The 19345-nt window shown below is 43.3% G+C and carries 11 protein-coding genes; 7 read left to right on the top strand and 4 right to left on the bottom strand.

What is annotated here, in order from left to right; translation table 11 throughout:
- Positions 1-50: 50 nt before the first annotated feature.
- Positions 51-416 (bottom strand): Hpt domain-containing protein, encoded by a 366-nt coding sequence (locus tag AAEZ00_RS05745; protein WP_124012247.1) that lies wholly within the window; start codon positions 414-416, stop codon positions 51-53.
- 291 nt (positions 417-707) lie between these two features.
- Positions 708-1676: a tRNA modification radical SAM protein MnmL/YtqA gene (gene mnmL, locus AAEZ00_RS05740; protein WP_124012248.1), complete on the bottom strand. Its 969-nt coding sequence runs from the start codon at positions 1674-1676 to the stop codon at positions 708-710.
- Between the two features lie 523 nt (positions 1677-2199).
- On the opposite strand from mnmL, the gene gltB reads away from it, so the two are divergent.
- Together gltB and AAEZ00_RS05730 are read left to right on the top strand one after the other, a co-directional pair.
- Positions 2200-6648, top strand: coding sequence for a glutamate synthase large subunit (gene gltB / locus AAEZ00_RS05735; RefSeq protein ID WP_335687916.1), 4449 nt, complete (start codon positions 2200-2202; stop codon positions 6646-6648).
- 4 nt (positions 6649-6652) lie between these two features.
- Positions 6653-8059: a glutamate synthase small subunit GltD family protein gene (locus AAEZ00_RS05730; RefSeq protein ID WP_351088436.1), complete on the top strand. Its 1407-nt coding sequence runs from the start codon at positions 6653-6655 to the stop codon at positions 8057-8059.
- A gap of 171 nt (positions 8060-8230) precedes the next feature.
- On the opposite strand, the gene AAEZ00_RS05725 is transcribed toward AAEZ00_RS05730, so the two are convergent.
- The gene (locus AAEZ00_RS05725; protein ID WP_164839448.1) at positions 8231-8842 is read right to left on the bottom strand and encodes a flagellar brake protein; all 612 of its coding nucleotides are present in this window, start codon (positions 8840-8842) and stop codon (positions 8231-8233) included.
- Positions 8843-9510: 668 nt separating this feature from the next.
- Between AAEZ00_RS05725 and AAEZ00_RS05720 the strand changes: the two genes are divergently transcribed.
- On the top strand, positions 9511-11511 hold the full coding sequence (locus AAEZ00_RS05720; protein ID WP_233768629.1) for a cytochrome c/FTR1 family iron permease: 2001 nt from the start codon (positions 9511-9513) through the stop codon (positions 11509-11511).
- A 176-nt stretch (positions 11512-11687) separates the two neighbouring features.
- Here the strand turns inward: AAEZ00_RS05720 and AAEZ00_RS05715 are convergent, their stop codons facing one another.
- Positions 11688-12101 carry a hypothetical protein gene (locus AAEZ00_RS05715; RefSeq protein WP_101034513.1) on the bottom strand — a complete coding sequence of 138 codons (414 nt, stop codon included), beginning with the start codon at positions 12099-12101 and terminating at the stop codon, positions 11688-11690.
- A gap of 319 nt (positions 12102-12420) precedes the next feature.
- Here AAEZ00_RS05715 and AAEZ00_RS05710 point away from each other — a divergent pair, with 319 nt between their 5' ends.
- From AAEZ00_RS05710 to AAEZ00_RS05695, 4 genes are all read left to right on the top strand, one after another.
- Positions 12421-14703, top strand: coding sequence for a TonB-dependent receptor (locus tag AAEZ00_RS05710; RefSeq protein WP_233768654.1), 2283 nt, complete (start codon positions 12421-12423; stop codon positions 14701-14703).
- An 11-nt stretch (positions 14704-14714) separates the two neighbouring features.
- The gene (locus tag AAEZ00_RS05705) at positions 14715-16868 is read left to right on the top strand and encodes a dihydrolipoyl dehydrogenase family protein (RefSeq protein WP_124012251.1); all 2154 of its coding nucleotides are present in this window, start codon (positions 14715-14717) and stop codon (positions 16866-16868) included.
- 219 nt (positions 16869-17087) lie between these two features.
- Positions 17088-17909 (top strand): DUF547 domain-containing protein, encoded by an 822-nt coding sequence (locus AAEZ00_RS05700; RefSeq protein ID WP_351075998.1) that lies wholly within the window; start codon positions 17088-17090, stop codon positions 17907-17909.
- A complete protein-coding gene (locus tag AAEZ00_RS05695; protein ID WP_124012252.1) occupies positions 17896-19188 on the top strand; it encodes an ABC transporter substrate-binding protein in 1293 nt (430 codons plus the stop codon). Before AAEZ00_RS05700 ends, AAEZ00_RS05695 begins: the two co-directional genes overlap by 14 nt.
- Positions 19189-19345: the final 157 nt, after the last annotated feature.

The following is a 19345-nucleotide window of genomic DNA, read 5'->3' as shown; positions in this document are numbered from 1 at the left end:
CACTAATGGAGGTTAATATCTATCCATTATGCTACCTACATGACGGACAATTACGCTTTTGCTTCTAAATAGGCTTTCAATTGCTGTAAATCTTCAGCGGCGTGGTCAACAATTACAGCAAGCCATACTTTATGCTCAGTGTCCCATTGGGTTTCTTCACCGTGCTGTAATAACTGTGAGAATTGCTGAATGCGTTTAAGGCCAACAGATCCCGCAGCGCCTTTAAATTTATGGGCTTCTGCACATAACGTATCTTTATCATTTGCATCGCCAGCTTTCACTAGGCTACTGACATATTCAGGCATTAGCTGCTCGAATAACACTACGCTTTTCAATAACGTTCCAGCACCAATGGCACTGATATATTGCTCAAGCGTATTGAGATCCAATATTGAGTCTAACTGCGTTGTGGCCATAAAGGCACCTCTATCAATAATATAACTTTCTAGAATTTTAAATATGATACCGAGTAAAATACCCTATGCAAGGCTTGCCAATATTTAGCTGCGATTTAATTATAAATATTACATTTTACTAACACAACTGATCAACTGGTATTACCAATGTTTAAAAATACCTCATATTGGTAATGTTTTATTCAATAATGAGTAAATAATCGTTACCACCCTTGTATTACGTCATAAAAACCGACCTTTATTTTGATCGTATTCAGCTGACTCACGACCAATCTATCGATATCTCTAACACTAAACCGTTTTACTTTGGCTACACATTAAAGCGCTACCTTGGCCGCCAAAGTCTCGTAACTCATTAACAATCGCAACAAGACCATCCCAACGAAAAGCACACCAATCAGGCGCAAGCAACATTGGTTTTTTTGCATAAGCGGTCACGCGATGGAAGATAATGTCTTTTGGGGTGTGACGGATCAGTTTTGCGACCTCTGAAGCATACTCGTCCAGACCGATCAATGGCATGGGATTATAACGCCATTGTTTTGCCATAATACTGCCTTCTACAATATGTAGTGGGTGCAGTTTTAGCCCATCAACACCTATCCCTAATACGGTTTGTAAGCTATTAAAGTAGTCCACGGAAGTTTCTCCTGGGAGGCCTAGTATCAGATGGGTGCACACTTTAATCCCTCTAGCACGAGCCTTTTTAACGGTTTGACGGTATTGGCATAATTGATGGCCACGATTAATCCGCTTTAAGGTCTGATTATTGGCCGTTTGTAAACCAAGCTCCAGCCACACCTCGATGCCTCGTTGTTGATACTCAACCAATAAATCAAGTACTTCATTAGGCACACAGTCAGGACGAGTACCAATATGAAGCCCGACAATATCGGTATCTTCAACGGCTTGATCATATTTTTGCTTGAGTACTTTGTACTCATCGTAAGTGCTGGTATAGGCCTGAAAATAAGCAATATATTTTGCTGTCGACGCTGGGGCTACTTCAGTGGGAAGCACACTTTTTTTGGCTGACTGGGCACGTATTTTTCCTTCGGATAATTGCACTGCAATGGGTTGAGCACTGTCTTGTTCTCCGCTAAATGAAGCCACATTACAAAAAGTACAACCGCCTACGCCTAAGGTGCCATCTCGATTAGGACAAGTAAATTGGGCATCTATAGTTAATTTTTTTATGCGTTGGCCATAACGTTGCTTGCAATGTAAACCAAATGTATTAACGTAGTCATCTAAACCCAAAATTTACTCTCAACATTACTTTAAAGTTCGCCAGTTTAGTCAACCGATACACACCTGTCTTGGTGCTAAATCAATAAAATAGTTTATCTATTGGCGCTGGCAGTAAACTTGTGCGCTAACGCTAAAAACAGTTAACACCATTTAATCAACTTACAAAACACTCGATATGAATATTTAGTCATTTAGAATAATTTTTTACTCAAAAACTGTGTTTGAAATAAAATTCACTATTTTTGTTTCAAAAACACTTCTTTGTTGTTGTTGCAAAAAAGTAGCTGATTATTTTATCATTTTCTAAAATTCTTTTTATTCATAAGGTTATAGGTGATATATCACAGTTTACGTTAACGTAAGGTTGGTAGCGTATTACGTTTTATGAGTATTTAGATTTCAGTTTGTTGCATTTTTTTGGTTTGACCTTTATTCAATCTCAGTTTATTTTGAATGGTTCGGGTGCATATCTATGGATATTCTTTGAATTTACCCCGAGTCGTATTCTAGTAGAGGTTTAGGGGGTTTTTGTATGAGCTTGTATCATCCCAGTTTTGAGCGTGACAATTGCGGATTTGGTTTAATTGCACAAATGGATGGTGACGCGAGTCACCGCATTGTGCGTACTGCGATTCATGGTCTCGATCGAATGAAGCATCGTGGTGGTATTGCAGCGGACGGACGCACAGGTGATGGCTGTGGTCTATTAATGCAAATGCCTACAGGGTTTTTTAAAGCTATTGCGGCAGAAAATGATTGGCATTTGAGCCGAAATTTTGCCGTGGGTATGCTATTTCTCAGCCAAGATAAACAACGCGCTGATGAAGCCAAACTTATCTTAGAAAAAGAACTACAACGAGAAATGTTAAGTGTCGCTGGTTGGCGTAAAGTTCCGATTAATCCTGATGTTTTGGGGGAGATTGGTCGGGAAAGCTTGCCACAGATTTATCAAGTATTGATCAACGCGCCAGTTGGCTGGCGGGAAAAAGATCTTGAACGTCGCTTGTATATGGCGCGTCGCCGACTTGAACAGCAAATCACTGATGATGAAGACTTTTACGTTGCCAGTCTTTCTGGGCAAGTGATTGTCTATAAAGGGTTAATGATGCCAGCCGATCTGCCGTCATTTTACACAGACTTAGCAGATATACGTTTGAAAAGTGCCATTTGTTTATTTCACCAGCGCTTTTCAACCAACACACATCCCAAGTGGCCATTAGCCCAACCGTTTCGTTATCTTGCCCATAACGGTGAAATCAATACCATTACCGGTAATCGTCAATGGGCTAGAGCGCGTGCCTATAAGTTTAATTCGCCTTTATTGCCCGACTTACAACAAGCGGCACCCTTTGTTAACGAAACAGGTTCAGACTCCTCTTCTTTAGACAATATGCTCGAAATGCTGTTATCAGGTGGGATGGATTTATACCGAGCCATGCGCTTACTTATTCCACCAGCATGGCAATCAAACCCAGAGATGGACGACGAGTTAAAAGCTTTCTATGATTTTAACTCAATGCACATGGAGCCGTGGGACGGCCCTGCTGGCATTGTAATGACTAATGGTCGCCATGCTGCCTGTGCGGTTGATCGCAACGGCCTACGTCCTTCTCGTTACGTTATAACCAAGGATCGTATCCTAACCTTAGCCTCTGAAGTCGGTATTTGGGATTATGCAGCCGATGAAGTGATTGAAAAAGGCCGTGTAGGGCCGGGTGAATTATTAGTATTGGACACCTTGAACGGTCATTTACATCACTCTTTTGAAATTGATAACGACTTAAAACGTCGTCATCCTTATAAAGAATGGATGGCTAAAAACAGTCAAACCCTAGTTCCTGCTGAGCAAATGCCTCCCAGCAAACAAGGTTCAAGTGGCTTTGATGCTAAAACACTGCTGCAATACCAAAAACAGTTTGGTTTTACTCGTGAAGAATTAGAGCAAGTTATTTGGGTACTCGCCAGTAAAGGTGAAGAAGCCGTCGGCTCAATGGGTGATGATACTCCCATGGCAGTATTGTCGAAAAAATCGCGTTCATTGTATGATTATTTCCGTCAGAAATTTGCTCAAGTCACCAACCCACCAATTGACCCATTACGTGAAAAACACGTGATGTCATTAGCCACTTGTGTAGGCCGCGAGCAAAATCTATTTAGCGAAACCACTGGCAACGCTTACCGAGTGATGTTTAATTCGCCGATTTTATTATTCAGTGACTTTAATCAACTGCTTGGCTTAGATAGCACCAACTATCGCGCTAATATGGTTGATTTAAACTATGATACCCACGAAACCCTAGAGCAGGCGATCCGTCGTATAACGGATGAAGCAGAACGCCTAGCACGCAGTGGCACAACATTATTAGTCTTGTCTGATCGTGCAGTAGCGAAAAATGCACAAGTCATCCCTGCCGCTATGGCTGTGGGTTCTGTGCAGACACGTTTAGTGGATAAAAGTTTACGCTGCGACACCAACATTATTGTTGAAACGGCATCGGCCCGTGACCCGCATCACTTTGCGGTGCTGCTAGGCTTTGGCGCGACAGCTATCTACCCTTACCTTGCCTATGAATCTATCTCTGCAATGGCGAAATCACGTCAAGTAGAAGATGTAACGCCTTTATTGCTTAACTTCCGTTTTGGCATTGAAAAAGGCTTACGTAAAATCATGTCTAAAATGGGTATCAGCACTGTGGGGTCATACCGTTGTAGTCAACAATTTGAAGCCGTGGGTTTAGCCAGTGATGTCATTGAATTATGCTTTAAAGGCGTCATTAGCCGTATTGAAGGCGTTACCTTTACCCATATCGCCGATGACCAAAAGATACTTCATACTGCTGCGTATCGCGCGCATATGCCGTTACCTCAAGGTGGGTTATTAAAGTATGTTGAAGGCGGTGAATACCACTGTTTTAATCCAGACGTAGTCAATACCCTACAAGCATCACTTAAAGACAAAAACTATGCTGAGTATAAAAAGTTTACTCACTTAGTTGATGACCGCCCAGTGGCAACGTTACGTGACTTAATTGGCATCAAAGGTCAACTTGACGCTGTGGAACAAGACACCGTTGAAGGAGCTGAAAAGCTCTACTCTCGCTTTGACAGTGCCGCCATGAGTATTGGTGCCTTAAGCCCTGAAGCTCATGAAGCCTTAGCCGTTGCGATGAATCGTCTTGGTGGACGCTCAAACTCTGGTGAAGGTGGCGAAGATGCGCGTCGTTTCAATAGCGAGCGTAACTCTGCCATTAAACAAATTGCATCTGGCCGATTTGGGGTAACAGCGCACTATCTTGTTAACGCTGATGTGCTGCAAATTAAAGTGGCCCAAGGGGCTAAACCCGGTGAAGGTGGTCAGTTGCCTGGTCATAAAGTCAGTGTTGAAATTGCAGGGCTGCGTCATGCTCGTCCTGGCGTAACGTTAATTTCACCCCCACCACACCACGATATTTATTCAATTGAAGATTTAGCCCAGCTGATTTTCGATTTAAAACAAATCAATCCAAAAGCCTTAGTGTCGGTCAAGCTGGTTTCTGAACCAGGGGTTGGCACCATTGCAACGGGTGTCGCTAAAGCCTATGCCGATATGATCACCATATCCGGTTACGACGGCGGTACTGGCGCAAGCCCAATTACCTCGGTTAAGTATGCCGGATCACCTTGGGAACTAGGCTTAGCTGAAGTGCATCAGTCGCTGGTAGAAAATGGCTTACGTCATAAAATTCGCCTGCAAGTTGATGGTGGCTTAAAAACGGGTACCGACGTGATTAAAGCCGCCTTACTCGGGGCAGAAAGCTTTGGTTTTGGTACGGTGCCAATGATTGCGTTAGGGTGTAAATACTTACGTATTTGTCACCTCAATAACTGTGCAACCGGTGTGGCAACCCAAAATAAAAACTTACGTGAAAACCATTTCCACGGTTTACCAGAACGTGTGATGACCTACTTTGAGTTTGTGGCTCAAGAAGTGCGTGAATGGATGGCGGCATTAGGCGTGACAAAATTTGACGATCTGATCGGACGTAGTGACTGGTTATATACGCTCGAAGGTCAAACAGATAAGCAACGAGGTTTAGATTTAGCGCCGATTTTATATAAACCTAAAGTGCAGCCAAACTCGTCACTCACTTGGAAAGAAACTAACCCACCGTCAGACGTAGGTCAGTTAAACCAAACCCTATTAGCAGATTGTCGTAAAGCGGTTGATACTGGAGAGCCTTTCTCTTGTCAATATCAAATCAATAATACCGATCGTTCAGTGGGTGCAACATTGTCAGGCTATATTGCAACTACCGTAGGCGTGGCAGGGGCAAAACAGCCGTTAACACTTGCCTTTAGTGGTAGCGCAGGTCAAAGCTTCGGCGTGTGGAACAGTCCAGGCCTTGAACTTAAGCTCTGCGGCGATGCCAATGACTATGTTGGCAAAGGGATGTCTGGCGGTAAGATCGTAATTCACCCCCCTATTGGTAGCCCGTTCCAAAGTGAACGCAGCGCCATCATGGGCAACACTTGTTTGTATGGTGCTACGGGCGGTAAATTGTTTGCAGCGGGACAAGCGGGTGAGCGTTTCGCGGTTCGTAATTCTGGTGCCATCGCGGTTGTTGAAGGCTCTGGTGATAATTGCTGTGAATACATGACTAGCGGTATCGTGGTTATCTTAGGTAAAACGGGGGTCAACTTCGGCGCGGGGATGACAGGCGGATTTGCCTATGTATTCGACCAATTTGGTCGTTTTAATCGCCGGGTTAACACCGAAATGGTCGACACCCATAAAATAGAATCAAAAATCCACCAACAACACTTAAAATCGTTAATTGAAACTCATTATGCTGAAACAGGCAGTGAGCATGCCAACCTGATATTAAGTGATTTTGAAAACTGGTTGGATTGTTTTGTATTAGTAAAACCAAAGAATATTGCCGTTGCCGACCTGCTAAAAATTGAGCAGAAGAGTCCGGAATTAGTGGTAAAGGCGGGGTAACATTATGAGCAATGACTTTCAATTTATCGAAGTGGGTCGAGTAGACCCCGTTAAACATGAAGCAAAAAAACGTGCTACACAATTTATTGAAATTTATCAGCCGTATACGCAACCTGAAGTCAAGCAACAAGCAGACCGTTGTCTTGACTGTGGTAACCCTTATTGTGAATGGAAATGCCCACTGCATAACTACATTCCAAACTGGTTAAAACTGGCAGAAGAAGGTCGTATTATGGAAGCGGCAGACTTGGTACATGAGACCAATACTCTGCCTGAAATTTGTGGACGAGTGTGTCCACAAGACCGTTTATGTGAAGGTGCCTGTACCTTAAACGATGACTTTGGTGCAGTCACTATTGGTAGTGTTGAAAAATACATTACCGATACCGCTATCTCACAAGGATGGCGCCCCGACATGACCAAGGTGACACCACGCACAGAGCGTGTTGCCATTATTGGAGCCGGTCCTGCAGGTCTTGGTTGTGCTGATGTGTTGGCTCGCAATGGCGTGCAAGCAGTGGTATATGATAAATATCCTCAAATTGGGGGGTTGCTTACTTATGGCATCCCTTCTTTTAAGCTTGATAAAGAGGTGATGGCGACTCGCCGTTCAGTACTTGAAGGCATGGGGATTAAATTTAAATTGGGGATTACCGTTGGTAAAGATGTGAGCTTTCAGAGTCTATTAGACGAATACGATTCTGTCTTTCTTGGTATGGGTACCTACACAGCCATGAAAGCGAAACTGCCCAATGAAGAAGCGCAAGGCGTGATCCAAGCGCTGCCATATCTTGTCGGTAATACGCATCATATTATGGGCACTCAAGACGACGCTACACCGTATTTAAGCCTTGAAGGTAAAAATGTGGTTGTATTGGGCGGCGGTGATACTGCGATGGATTGTTTACGTACCGCAGTGCGCCAAGGTGCTAAAAGTGTCACATGTGCTTATCGTCGTGACGAAGCCAACATGCCCGGTTCACGTCGTGAAGTAAAAAATGCCCGCGAAGAAGGAGTCAATTTCTTATTTAATCGTCAACCTGTGGCAATTAAAGCTGAAAATGGTCATGTGGTCGGTATTGAGTGCGTTGAAACCAAAATGGGCGAAGCTGATGCCAGCGGACGTCAACGCGCTGAAATCATTGCAGGTAGTGAGCAAGTATTAGCAACCGATGCGCTGATCATTGCCTTTGGCTTCCAAGCGAGTCCTGCATCTTGGTTTAGTGAGTTTGGTATCGAAACCAACGAATGGGGATTAGTTAAAGCTAATAAAACAGATGATAATCCTTTCCAAACCACGAATGCTAAAGTGTTTGCCGGTGGTGATATGGTGCGGGGTTCTGACTTAGTTGTTACAGCAATAGCTGAAGGCCGAGACGCTGCATTAGGTATTTTAAATTATTTAAATTAACGACTTACTAACCTCTAGCCTGCAATGGGCTAAAGGGTAGCGTTCAAAGGTTAACAAGTTAATAAGTTAGCTTGATAATAAAAGTCGCCATAACGTGTTTTCTTGTGAATTTTGCGCATCTTCTGATGCGCTTTTTTTCATCTTTTTTTTGCAAAAATGACTCATTTTAGATCACGATTTTTTGGTCGAATTCACCAAACAATAACTGAAAATATTGTCGGTTAACTCAGGATGTTCATCTGAGAATTTAATCCCAACATGCAGTTTACCGTCGACATGTTGAATTTTAACCGCACTGCCAGTTAAGATGCCAGAAAGATCAGTATTAATCGAAATAGCCACATGCATTTGCTCGCCCTGCTCAATACTCACGGCGTTAGCATCTAATGTCAGTAAACAACCCGAAAATGAAAAATCAACCATGGTAGCGCTAACTTTACTCTCGTTGTGAATAACAAACACGGCTTGCTCTATATTGACTCTGGGCTGATCTCTGACCTTTTTCTTGGTGATGGCTTTGGGCACACTAAGACACAACATTTTAATCGGATGATTTACCACAGATAATATGGTCGACTTAAAAGCAATAATGTCTTTAAAGCCACTATTAGTTATCGCTCTGACAACAATTTCAGCGTTAGCTAGCATGTACTGATAAGCCTCAGAAAAACCTTTATTTGGATACTCAATCAAGATAAAACGCTCCAGTTGATATCCAATCATGCTCGAACGTGATTGCACGGTTTTACCATTGGCAAAATGAATCTCAATGAATAATTCCATGCCTATGTCAATCAGGCGAAGGTCTTCATACAACGTAACGCTTATGGGGTTTTTCATCATTTACCTGCCATAGTGTAACTCGTCATAATAGCGCTCTTTTTTATCAAAAAAAACATAAAAATCAATAATGTAAACATATCAGATGTAGCTCAAAAATAATAATAGCCTTGTTGATTCTAGTTAATCTCAACTCACAATAAAAGCTAGGGAAACTAGGTAACGGTCAAATATGTTCAGGATAGTCATATCAACCATGTCATTCGTTTTGCTAACAAGCTGCAAAATTAGGTGTCTATTTTAGTCAATGCCGACAGCAGAACAAAGGCCTATTTAATCAGCGGTTATTATCTCAAGTAGAGGTTACTTATACTAAACAGTGATAATGGATACTGACTACGGTTTATCAATCCGTCACAAAGCGAATCACCTCACCCACCCATAAAAAACATAACCCACTGTTTCAAAAATAAATAATAACCAAAAACTGATTATTAAATTATTTTCTATCCACAATAATCTCGCAGATAACCCTTGTTGCCACTAACCGCCCTCACCAGCACAGTTTCAGAATGATTGATAAGCCGCCAACAAGAAAGTAGAATGCTAATCATTATCATTTATTCAATTAGTTTACAGAATAATTCTTTCATTCCTATTAAGGCAATACCTTGAATACTTTCTTAAGCAGCATCACGTTATGGCGACAACAGCTTACATCTTCAGTCTTCAATAAGTGCCTACTAATTGTCATTAGTTCGGTGTTTTCAACCTCATTATGGGCGCAAAGTCCGGCAGTCACGTCACAAGAGATATCACCAGAGACATCTCAAGATCGCCTAAAACAAACACGACAAATTCTCCAATTAGCGGAATACATTGGTGTGGATTATTCTGAAGCCATCAGCGCAGGAGAAATTAATAATGCCGATGAGTTTGCTGAAATGCAGCAATTCGCCAGTATCATCATAGAAAAAACCAGCCTGCTCGCTAATGATAAGCCAAATTCGTTAATGACAGATGCACTTCAATTACAACAAGCCATAGCAGACAAATCATCACTGGATGTTATTCAACAGTTTAGTCAAAAAATTCGCAAACAGTTACTAAGCCAGTCTCCCGCCTTAGTACTGCCATCACAGCTGATAGCCAAAGATAATGTTAAGCAACTGTTTATTGAAAATTGCTCAAGCTGTCATGGTGATTTAGGCCAAGGGAATGGGCCACTCGCTAAATCCTTATCACCTCAGCCGACTAATTTTACTGACCAAGAACGGGCATTAAATCGTTCGTTATTGGGACTTTTTGATGCGATTTCTGATGGCTTAGATGGCAGTGCTATGCGTGCTTTTAGTGAGTTAAATGATCAACAGCGTTGGTCTCTGACTTTCTATGTTGGCAGCTTAGCTTTTGAGCCAACGGCTGTCACAACGAAGCACATTAAGCAAGATGCTAATATTGAATTACAACAATGGGTCAATAGTAATCCAACACAATTACTTCAGCAAAATGTCGGCATTGATCGCAGTCAACTAGAACGATTACGCTCACAACCTGAGTTGCTATTCCAACATGCAGAGTCACCTATTTCGGTAACGCGCACAAACTTGCAGGCAGCAGTAAAAGCCTATCAAGCTAATGAATTAGCACAAGCACAAACCTTGGCGGTAAGTGCTTACTTAGATGGTTTTGAATTAATTGAAAACAATTTAGATGCTCACGACAGTGGTCTGCGTAAATCAATCGAAACCAAGCTGCTTAATTTTAGAAACTTATTGAAAACAACAGGTCAAAACACGCTGGTAAATCAACAGTTGAGCAGCATACTGACACAGCTCAATCAAGCCGACACTGTCTTAACCGGACAATCACTATCAAATAACGCTATGTTTTCGGCGGCGTTAATTATCCTGTTACGCGAAGGCTTAGAAGCCCTATTGGTGATCATTGCCTTAATGACAGTGTTAATCAAAACCGAACGTCATGACGCTATTAAATTTGTTCATTTTGGTTGGATATCTGCATTAGCCGCTGGCGTATTAACCTGGTGGGCGGCAGATAACCTCATCAGCATTAGCGGTGCATCTCGGGAGGTAATGGAAGGTGGTGCAGCACTGTTAGCCGCGTTAGTACTGTTTTATGTAGGCTATTGGATGCACAGTAAAACTCAAGGTTCAAAATGGCAAAGTTACCTTAAAAAGAATGTCGATCGTCATTTAAACACCGGAACCTTATGGGGACTGACTGGATTGGCCTTTATTTCGGTATATCGAGAAGTATTTGAAACCATTTTGTTCTATCAATCGTTACTGACACAAGCCATTGGATCCGCCAGCAGTAATGAGCAGGTCACTTATTTGGCCTACGGTTTGTTAACTGGCATGGCCATTTTGGCTGTTATTGCTTGGTTAATGATGCGATATTCGGTGAAATTACCCTTGGCACGCTTTTTTGCCGTCAGCTCTTACTTCATGCTTATTTTAGCGTTTATCTTGGCAGGAAAAGGGATTTCAGCGTTACAAGAAGCTGCCATCATTAACCTGACACCTTTCCCTGTTGATGTGTCGATTAGCTGGTTAGGCATAGCCTCAACGTGGCAAGGGTTAACCACACAAATGGTAATTGTAGTGTTATTTAGCTTTTTGGTTATTCGTAATCGTGAGGCTAAATAATGCCTAATTCCAGCTACTTTAAAGCTTAATCGATCCAAGCACTTTAACGTTTAATCTTGCGGGGAGTTCAACGTTTAATTCCAGAGTGTCCCAATAAATAAGGCTGGCTAATAATATTTAGCCAGCCTTTTTATATCGATAAAACGATTTAACTCGAGTTGAGGTAATTTAGGAACTTATTTTACGGTAAATTTGGTATCTTGCTCTCTTAACATATACAAAGCGAAACACGCCGCCCACATTGGCCATGCAGCAAAGAATAATAAATTATTAAAGGCATCAAAATATTGATTGAATGCCGATAACGTTGAAGCACCGTGCATGAGAAAGATCACCCCATAAGTGATCCGTTTTTTAATCCCAAGTACAAACGCAAACACCAATAATAATTGTAGTGCACCCAAAATATACGCTGCGACGTCACTCATGCCACCAATGCCATAGAATTTTTCAAATATCTTCATGCTATGACCAGGATTAACAAACTTATCCACTGTCCACACTAGCAACACCAAAAACACGCCTAGACGTAAAGAGAGTAAAGACCATTGCAATTTACGTTGAACATCGCCGCTAAGTGCTGTTTGCATCATAATTCCTTAAAAATATAAAATAAAGTGGTATCTATCTAAAACTAATCAGCTTTTAATAGGCTAAACTGATCTTTTATTGAAAAATTTCATCAGCCACCAATTGACCGAGTCAAGCGGCACTATGTTGCACATATATTTATGCCATTTAGGTCTAACACTGTAAAAATAGGCATAACATCGTTGAAATAAAACCGTTAATTAGAAGGTCTCTTTAGCCATGTTCATCACTACAGAAAATATTATGTCTATTCAGCGTCACCAAAATCGCTCACTTATTGCGCTAGCCATTAGCGTCGCCTTGTATTCATCGATTACGATGGCGGCTGAAGACACGTCAATAGAAGTCATTCACGTTTCAGGTAAAACGATTAATGACCAAGGATTATCACCTAAAAACACCACGGTAGATGGCCCATTTGGCGATGGCATAGCACTTAAAGATATTGCCCGCTCTGTTACCCCCATCACAAGTGAGATGATTGACCAGCTTAATATTACTGACTTATCAGACATTCAAAAGGTCAGCCCTAATAGCTATTCTGCCAGTGGTTTTGGTGCATCAAGTTTGCCAACAATTCGCGGCCAATTAGGTGAGTTATATCAAGATGGTGTGCGTCGCCAAGCGGGCAACAATGGCTTTGGTGTACCTATGTCATTTAACGCAGTCGACCAAATTGATGTGGTAAAAGGTGCGCCGCCAGTGCTATTAGGCACCAGCCAACGTAATGGTGGATTTGTTAACATACATTCTAAAGTCGCGCCTACTGACGAGCAATTTACTAAGCTCACCCTCTCTGGCGGCAGTTGGGATCATTACCGAGCTCAAATAGATGTTGGCACCGACATTGTCGCCAACCAAAGCGGTGTTCGCTTAAGTGCAGAACATATCGATAATGGCAGCTACTACGATTATTCAGGCTTTAAAAGCGACAGTATTTTTGTCGCATTTAGATTTTTGCCGGACGATGTCAGCACGTGGGACATTAATGTCGAATACTATGATGTTGAGTTTACCGATAACGCGGGGATTAACCGTCCGACTCAAGCATTAATCGATAACGGTTTATACGTGACTGGCCAAGGTGTACAGCCTAATGGCAGTACTATTGCTGGCGCCAATGCCATCGTATCGCCTACCGGGTTAGTTGAGATAGATCGCAGCCAAGTATTAACCGATCCCGACAATATCAATGACGCGCAAACCTTGTTACTCCACAGTACTTATGTGCGTAAACTAAGTAATAAGGCCACGCTTAAAAACATCACTTATTATCAACACTTAGAGCGTGAAGAAATTGCTCAAAACAGTTTTGTTGAAATCATTGATGGTGCAGATACCGCTCAAAACAGAGTGGAACTGGCTTATGAGTGGAATGACGCCCAAAGCACCATTACTGCGGTCGATATTCGCTACAACAAGGTGTTAGGTTACAGCCAATTTACCACCGAGGCTGACTTACCTATCGACTTAACCGGTCCAATTGAAAACCGCCGTATTCCACTTACTGCTGAGCAGCAAGCAAGGCTAGTTGAACTGCGCCCTGGTGTGTTTGTGTCACCTGGCGCCCAATACGATACCAATGCAGATGGCAGTGGCGATTTTTCATTATCTGACACCACTGACTCAACCAGTTGGCAAACGGGTCTAGCCATTCAACATAACAGCCAATGGACCGATAAGTTCTCAACCAGCGTAGGTTATCGTGCCGATTTTTATAATGTAGATGCGCGCGATGCCATTGCCCCCCAAGAACAAGTTGCAGCCAGCGATTCGATAAGTGAAATGCTTGAATCTGGGCAAATCAGTTTGAGCTATCGCATTACTGACGATATCACCACCTATGCAAGCGCCAGTTATAACGAATCAACCTCAAATAGCATGGCAGGCGGCACGACGTTAGGCGCTAATAACCAGATTAGTAGCCAAAATTTTGCCACCGAAAATACCCTTACTGAAATTGGCATTAAATATTCACCCACTGACAGTGCTTGGTATATCGACGGGGCAGTGTTTGACCAAAAACGCAGTCTGCGAAATCGTGACGGCAGCAACACAGGCGTTCGCACTAAAGGTTTTGAAGCCCAAGCCTTTTATGATGCCGACCCATTTTGGTTAAGCGCGGGCTACAGTTATTTAGACGCTCGTTATGATGATTCAGCCAGTAGCCAAGATACGGTACAAGTGGCCGATACCTTTGATAACTCGCGTCCCGATATCATTCAAGGCACAGGTATTGGCGCACCAAACTTCGCTTCATTTGCACCGTCTGACCGCCGTGTACAAGGCTTACCTGAACAAACGTTCACAATTAATGGCGGAATGTCCATTACTGAGAAATGGAAAGCCGGTTTCTCCGGTCTATATACCAAGAGTTACCCATTGGATTATTTAGCGACTGTGTATATTCGCGATCAGTACACGCTAAATATCAACACTCGCTATGACTTTAGCGAGCAAACAAGTTTAAGGCTAGACGTGAATAACATTACTAATCAACAGAACTGGCGCCCAGTATTTGAAGGCGGTTATTTCGGTTCTACCTTGGTTTTCCCTGAATTACCGGTTAACGCCACACTTACCTTACAGCATTCATTTTAAGGCTATTGTTTATGTTTAAAAAAATTGTTTTATTACTCATTGCCACAATATTAGTGGGTCTGTTTTTCTATTTTGACCTACATCAGTTACTGACCCTAGATGGCTTAAAAGGCTCAATGAATGATTTCGACCAATTGCGCGAGCAATCGCCGCTGCTGGTTATTGGCGGGTTCTTTTTACTGTATGTTGCAGTGACGGCATTGTCTCTACCTGGTGCAGCCATTCTCACCATTGCCTCAGGCGCACTATTTGGCATAGTTGAAGGATTAATTATTGCCTCATTTGCCTCAAGTATTGGTGCATTACTGGCATTTTTAGTGTCACGTTACTTGCTACGAGATACCATCAAGCAGCGCTTTCCTGAACGTTTAGCGGCCATTGATGCCGGCATTGAAAGAGAAGGTGGCTTTTATTTATTCACCTTACGCTTAGTGCCTATATTCCCGTTCTTCGTGATTAACTTGTTGATGGGCGTCACCGGGTTTAAATCGTGGACCTTTTACTGGGTTAGCCAAGTCGGTATGTTTTTGGGCACCTTTGTGTATGTTAATGCCGGAACTCAACTGGCACAAATTGACAGTTTAGCGAACATTTTATCATTTAACCTGATTGTGTCATTTGCACTATTAGGTTTATTCCCACTGATTGCTAAGGCGATTGTTAATATGATCAAAAAACGCCGCGTATACAGCAACTGGACCAAGCCCGCCAAATTTGATCGCAACATGATTGTGATTGGCGCCGGCGCAGGAGGTCTTGTCACCAGCTACATTGCCGCTGCAGTGAAAGCCAAAGTCACCTTAATTGAAGCCGGTGAAATGGGCGGTGATTGCTTAAACTATGGCTGTGTGCCGAGTAAAGCGATCATTAAAAGCGCCAAGATAGCCCAGCAGATAAGAAACGCCCATCATTATGGTTTAGAAGACATCACCCCTGAGTTTTCGTTTAAAAAAGTCATGGCACGCGTGCATCAAGTCGTGGCCGATATTGCCCCACACGACAGCGTTGAGCGTTACACCAATTTAGGTGTCGACGTAGTAAAAGGCTATGCTAAATTAGTCGACCCATGGACCGTAGAAATTAGCTACCCAGACGGCAACACCAGCCGCTTAACCGCGCGCAGTATTGTGATTGCCACGGGTGCTCGTCCGTTTGTGCCGCCGTTACCTGGCATTGAAGAAGTCGGCTATGTCACCAGCGATACTTTATGGGATGAATTTGCCAAACTCGATAGCGCACCACAAAAATTAGTGGTCCTCGGCGGCGGTCCAATTGGATCTGAACTGGCCCAAAGTTTTGCCCGTTTAGGATCCAAAGTGACTCAAATTGAAATGGCCGATCGCATCATGATCAAAGAAGATCTTGAAGTGTCTGAATTTGCCACCCAAGCGCTGCAAAAAAGTGGCGTCAACATTTTAACCTCGCACCAAGCGCTGCGTTGTGAGCTGCGTGATGATAAAAAATTCATTATCGTCAAGCATCAAGAGCAAGAACTGGCAATCGAATACGATGAGCTTCTGTGCGCCGTCGGTCGCAGTGCCCGCTTAGACGGTTACGGTTTAGAAGCATTAGGCATCGAAACCAATCGCACCATTGTTACTAATGAATATTTAGAAACCTTATACCCCAACATTTACGCTGCAGGCGACATTGTTGGCCCGTACCAATTTACCCATGTGGCCGCTCATCAAGGCTGGTATGCCGCAGTGAATGCGTTATTTGGTCAATTTAAAAAGTTTAAAGTCGATTATCGCGTCATCCCATGGACCACCTTTATCGACCCAGAAGTAGCCCGTGTCGGTATTAACGAATACGAAGCCAAGCAGCAAGGCATTGATTACGAAGTCACTCGGTTTGACTTTGCCGAATTAGACCGAGCCATTACCGACAGTGCGACCGACGGTTTTATTAAGGTGATCACCCCTAAAGGCAAGGACAAAATCTTAGGCGTTACCATTGTCTCGGAGCATGCTGGTGACTTAATTGCTGAGTTTGTATTAGCAATGAAACACGGATTAGGACTCAATAAAATTTTAGGCACCATTCACAGCTACCCGACTTGGGCTGAAGGTAACAAATCCGCCGCCGGTGAATGGAAGCGTAACCACGCGCCAGAAACAGTGCTGGGCTGGTTAGAAAAATACCACACATGGCGTCGTGGTTAATGGTTTAAAGACAGTGTTGATGAAGCTATATGCCCATTAACATCAATGCTTTAGAGGCTAACAAATTATGGCGTCAGCTAAAGAGAGATGAGTTGACGCCTATTGTGTGACAACACTGATTAATGAGTACACACAGAATAGGCAAGAGTAATGGCACAAACAGTAAGTGAGCAAAACATGATGAATAAAATAGTAAAGGTATTTTCAACTGCAGTGGTTATGTTCGCTGTTGTTTTTAACTCACTGAGTTTTGCCGCTGAATCGCAGCCATCGGTTACGACCCAAGTTGCAGCGGCAGCGGCGCAACAGACGTTACACCAAGACTGGCAGTACTTAGTTAGCCAACATGTACAACCCATAAACCAAGGTCACAGTAGCGCGGTAGATTACTCTGCTATGCAACAAGACCATGCCAAATTGCAGGGCTATTTGACACAACTCAGTCACATTACTCAAACTGAATTCGATGCTTGGGATAAATCGTCACAATTAGCATTTTTAATCAATGCTTACAACGCGTGGACGCTTGAACTTATCTTAACCCAGTACCCTGATATCGACTCCATCAAAGACTTGGGCGGATTATTTAGCTCACCTTGGGATAAAAGCTTTATCCCATTATTGGGTAAAACCCGCAGCCTCAACGATATTGAACATAAATTGATCCGCGGTAGCGATCGATATAATGAGCCTAGAATTCATTTTGCGGTAAACTGTGCCAGCATAGGTTGCCCTGCGCTGCGTGAAGAAGCTTACACAGGCGCCAAGCTTGAGCAGCAACTAAACGCACAAACTGAGCGTTTTCTTAGCGACAACAGCCGAAACTACGCCAAAGGCGATACGGTCTATTTGTCAGCCATTTTTAAATGGTATGGTGAAGATTTTACCCAAGGCTTTGGCGGCGCGGATTCGATCGATGCCTTTTTATTACTGTATCCTAGCGCATTAAAGCTCAGTCCAGCACTTCAAACCACTGCAGAAAAGCAGCAATTGGATATCGATTTTTTAGATTATGATTGGTCGCTTAATGTCGCTCGATAAGATCATTTTTTTAATAAAAAGGCCTAAAGCTATACTGCATATTGTTGCAGCAACCGCATTGGGCTTTTTTATATGCGCCAGTTTTGGGGCTGGTGTGGCTTATGCCAAAACCAATGAGCAAGCAGCATGGTCAGACATTGAAGCACGTGGTGCAAATCAAGAGGTGTATTTTCATGCTTGGGGCGGCGATCCACAAATCAATAGGTATATTCAGTGGGTTGCGGATCAGCTTGACCAGCAATATCACATCAAATTACATCATGTAAAACTGACCGACACCAGTGAAGCGGTCAGTCGCGTACTGGCAGAAAAATCCGCTGCTAACGACCATAATGGTCAAGTGGATCTCGTGTGGATTAATGGCGAGAACTTTGCCGCGATGGCAAAACATCAATTGCTCACCCCTAACTGGGTGCCTCAATTACCCAACTTTAGTTTAACCGATCCAGACAATAATCCTGCCATGACCCGCGACTTTGGTGTGCCTACATTAGGCATGGAAGCACCTTGGGGCAAAGCCGCGTTAACCTTTTATTACGACAATCTGGTTAGCCAAACGCCGCCACAAACATTGCCACAGTTAAGCCAGTGGACACAACAACATCCAGGCCGATTTACCTATCCTAAGCCGCCTGACTTTTTGGCTATGAGCTTTTTAAAATACGCCTTAATTGTGCTCAATAGTTCACAACCTGCGGCGATTAAAAATCTACTTTATCAACCTGCCACAGCGCAAAGCCAAGCGTTGTTGTTACCTGTGCTTTGGCAATATTTAGATAAATTACATCCCAATTTATGGCGTAAAGGCCAACACTTTATGTCCAGCGGCATGGCGCTGCGCCGCTTAATGGGTGATAGCGAATTGGCATTGGCATTTACCTTTTCAGCCGCCGATGTTCCAGCAGCAGTGGCGCGCTTTGACTTGCCAGACAGCATCCGCAGTTATCGCATGCGTGATGGCAGCTTGAGTAATATCCATTTTATTGCCATTCCATATAATGCGACGCATATTGACAGCGCTAAACTGGCGGTTAATTTTTTACTCAGCCCAGAGGCTCAAGCGAAAAAACAACAACCTAGCGTATGGGGCGATACCAGTGTCATCGCACAATCGCAACTACCCGCAACGCAACAAGCTTGGTTTCAACCGCCAACCCAGTCTCACCCCAGTGCCATTATCGCCAACCAAGATAGTAGCCCAGCATTGAGCGAACCGGACCCAAGTTGGACCAAGGTGATCGCAACCCAGTGGCTACAACGCTATGGGGTAATGCGATGATGACATCCGCAAGTGGATTCAAAACACTGGTGAGCAGCAGTCCATACGTAATATCGTCATTACCAGCAACGCAACAAGCCTGGTTTCAACCGCCAACCCAGTCTCACCCCAGTGCCATTATCGCCAACCAAGATAGTAGCCCAGCATTGAGCGAACC

The organism is Shewanella sp. S1-49-MNA-CIBAN-0167, from assembly GCF_040310145.1.
GTDB classification, from domain to species: Bacteria; Pseudomonadota; Gammaproteobacteria; order Enterobacterales; family Shewanellaceae; genus Shewanella; species Shewanella psychromarinicola.
The sequence above is the reverse complement of the archived record's forward strand: the minus strand, read 5'-3'. Positions and strand labels throughout refer to the sequence as shown.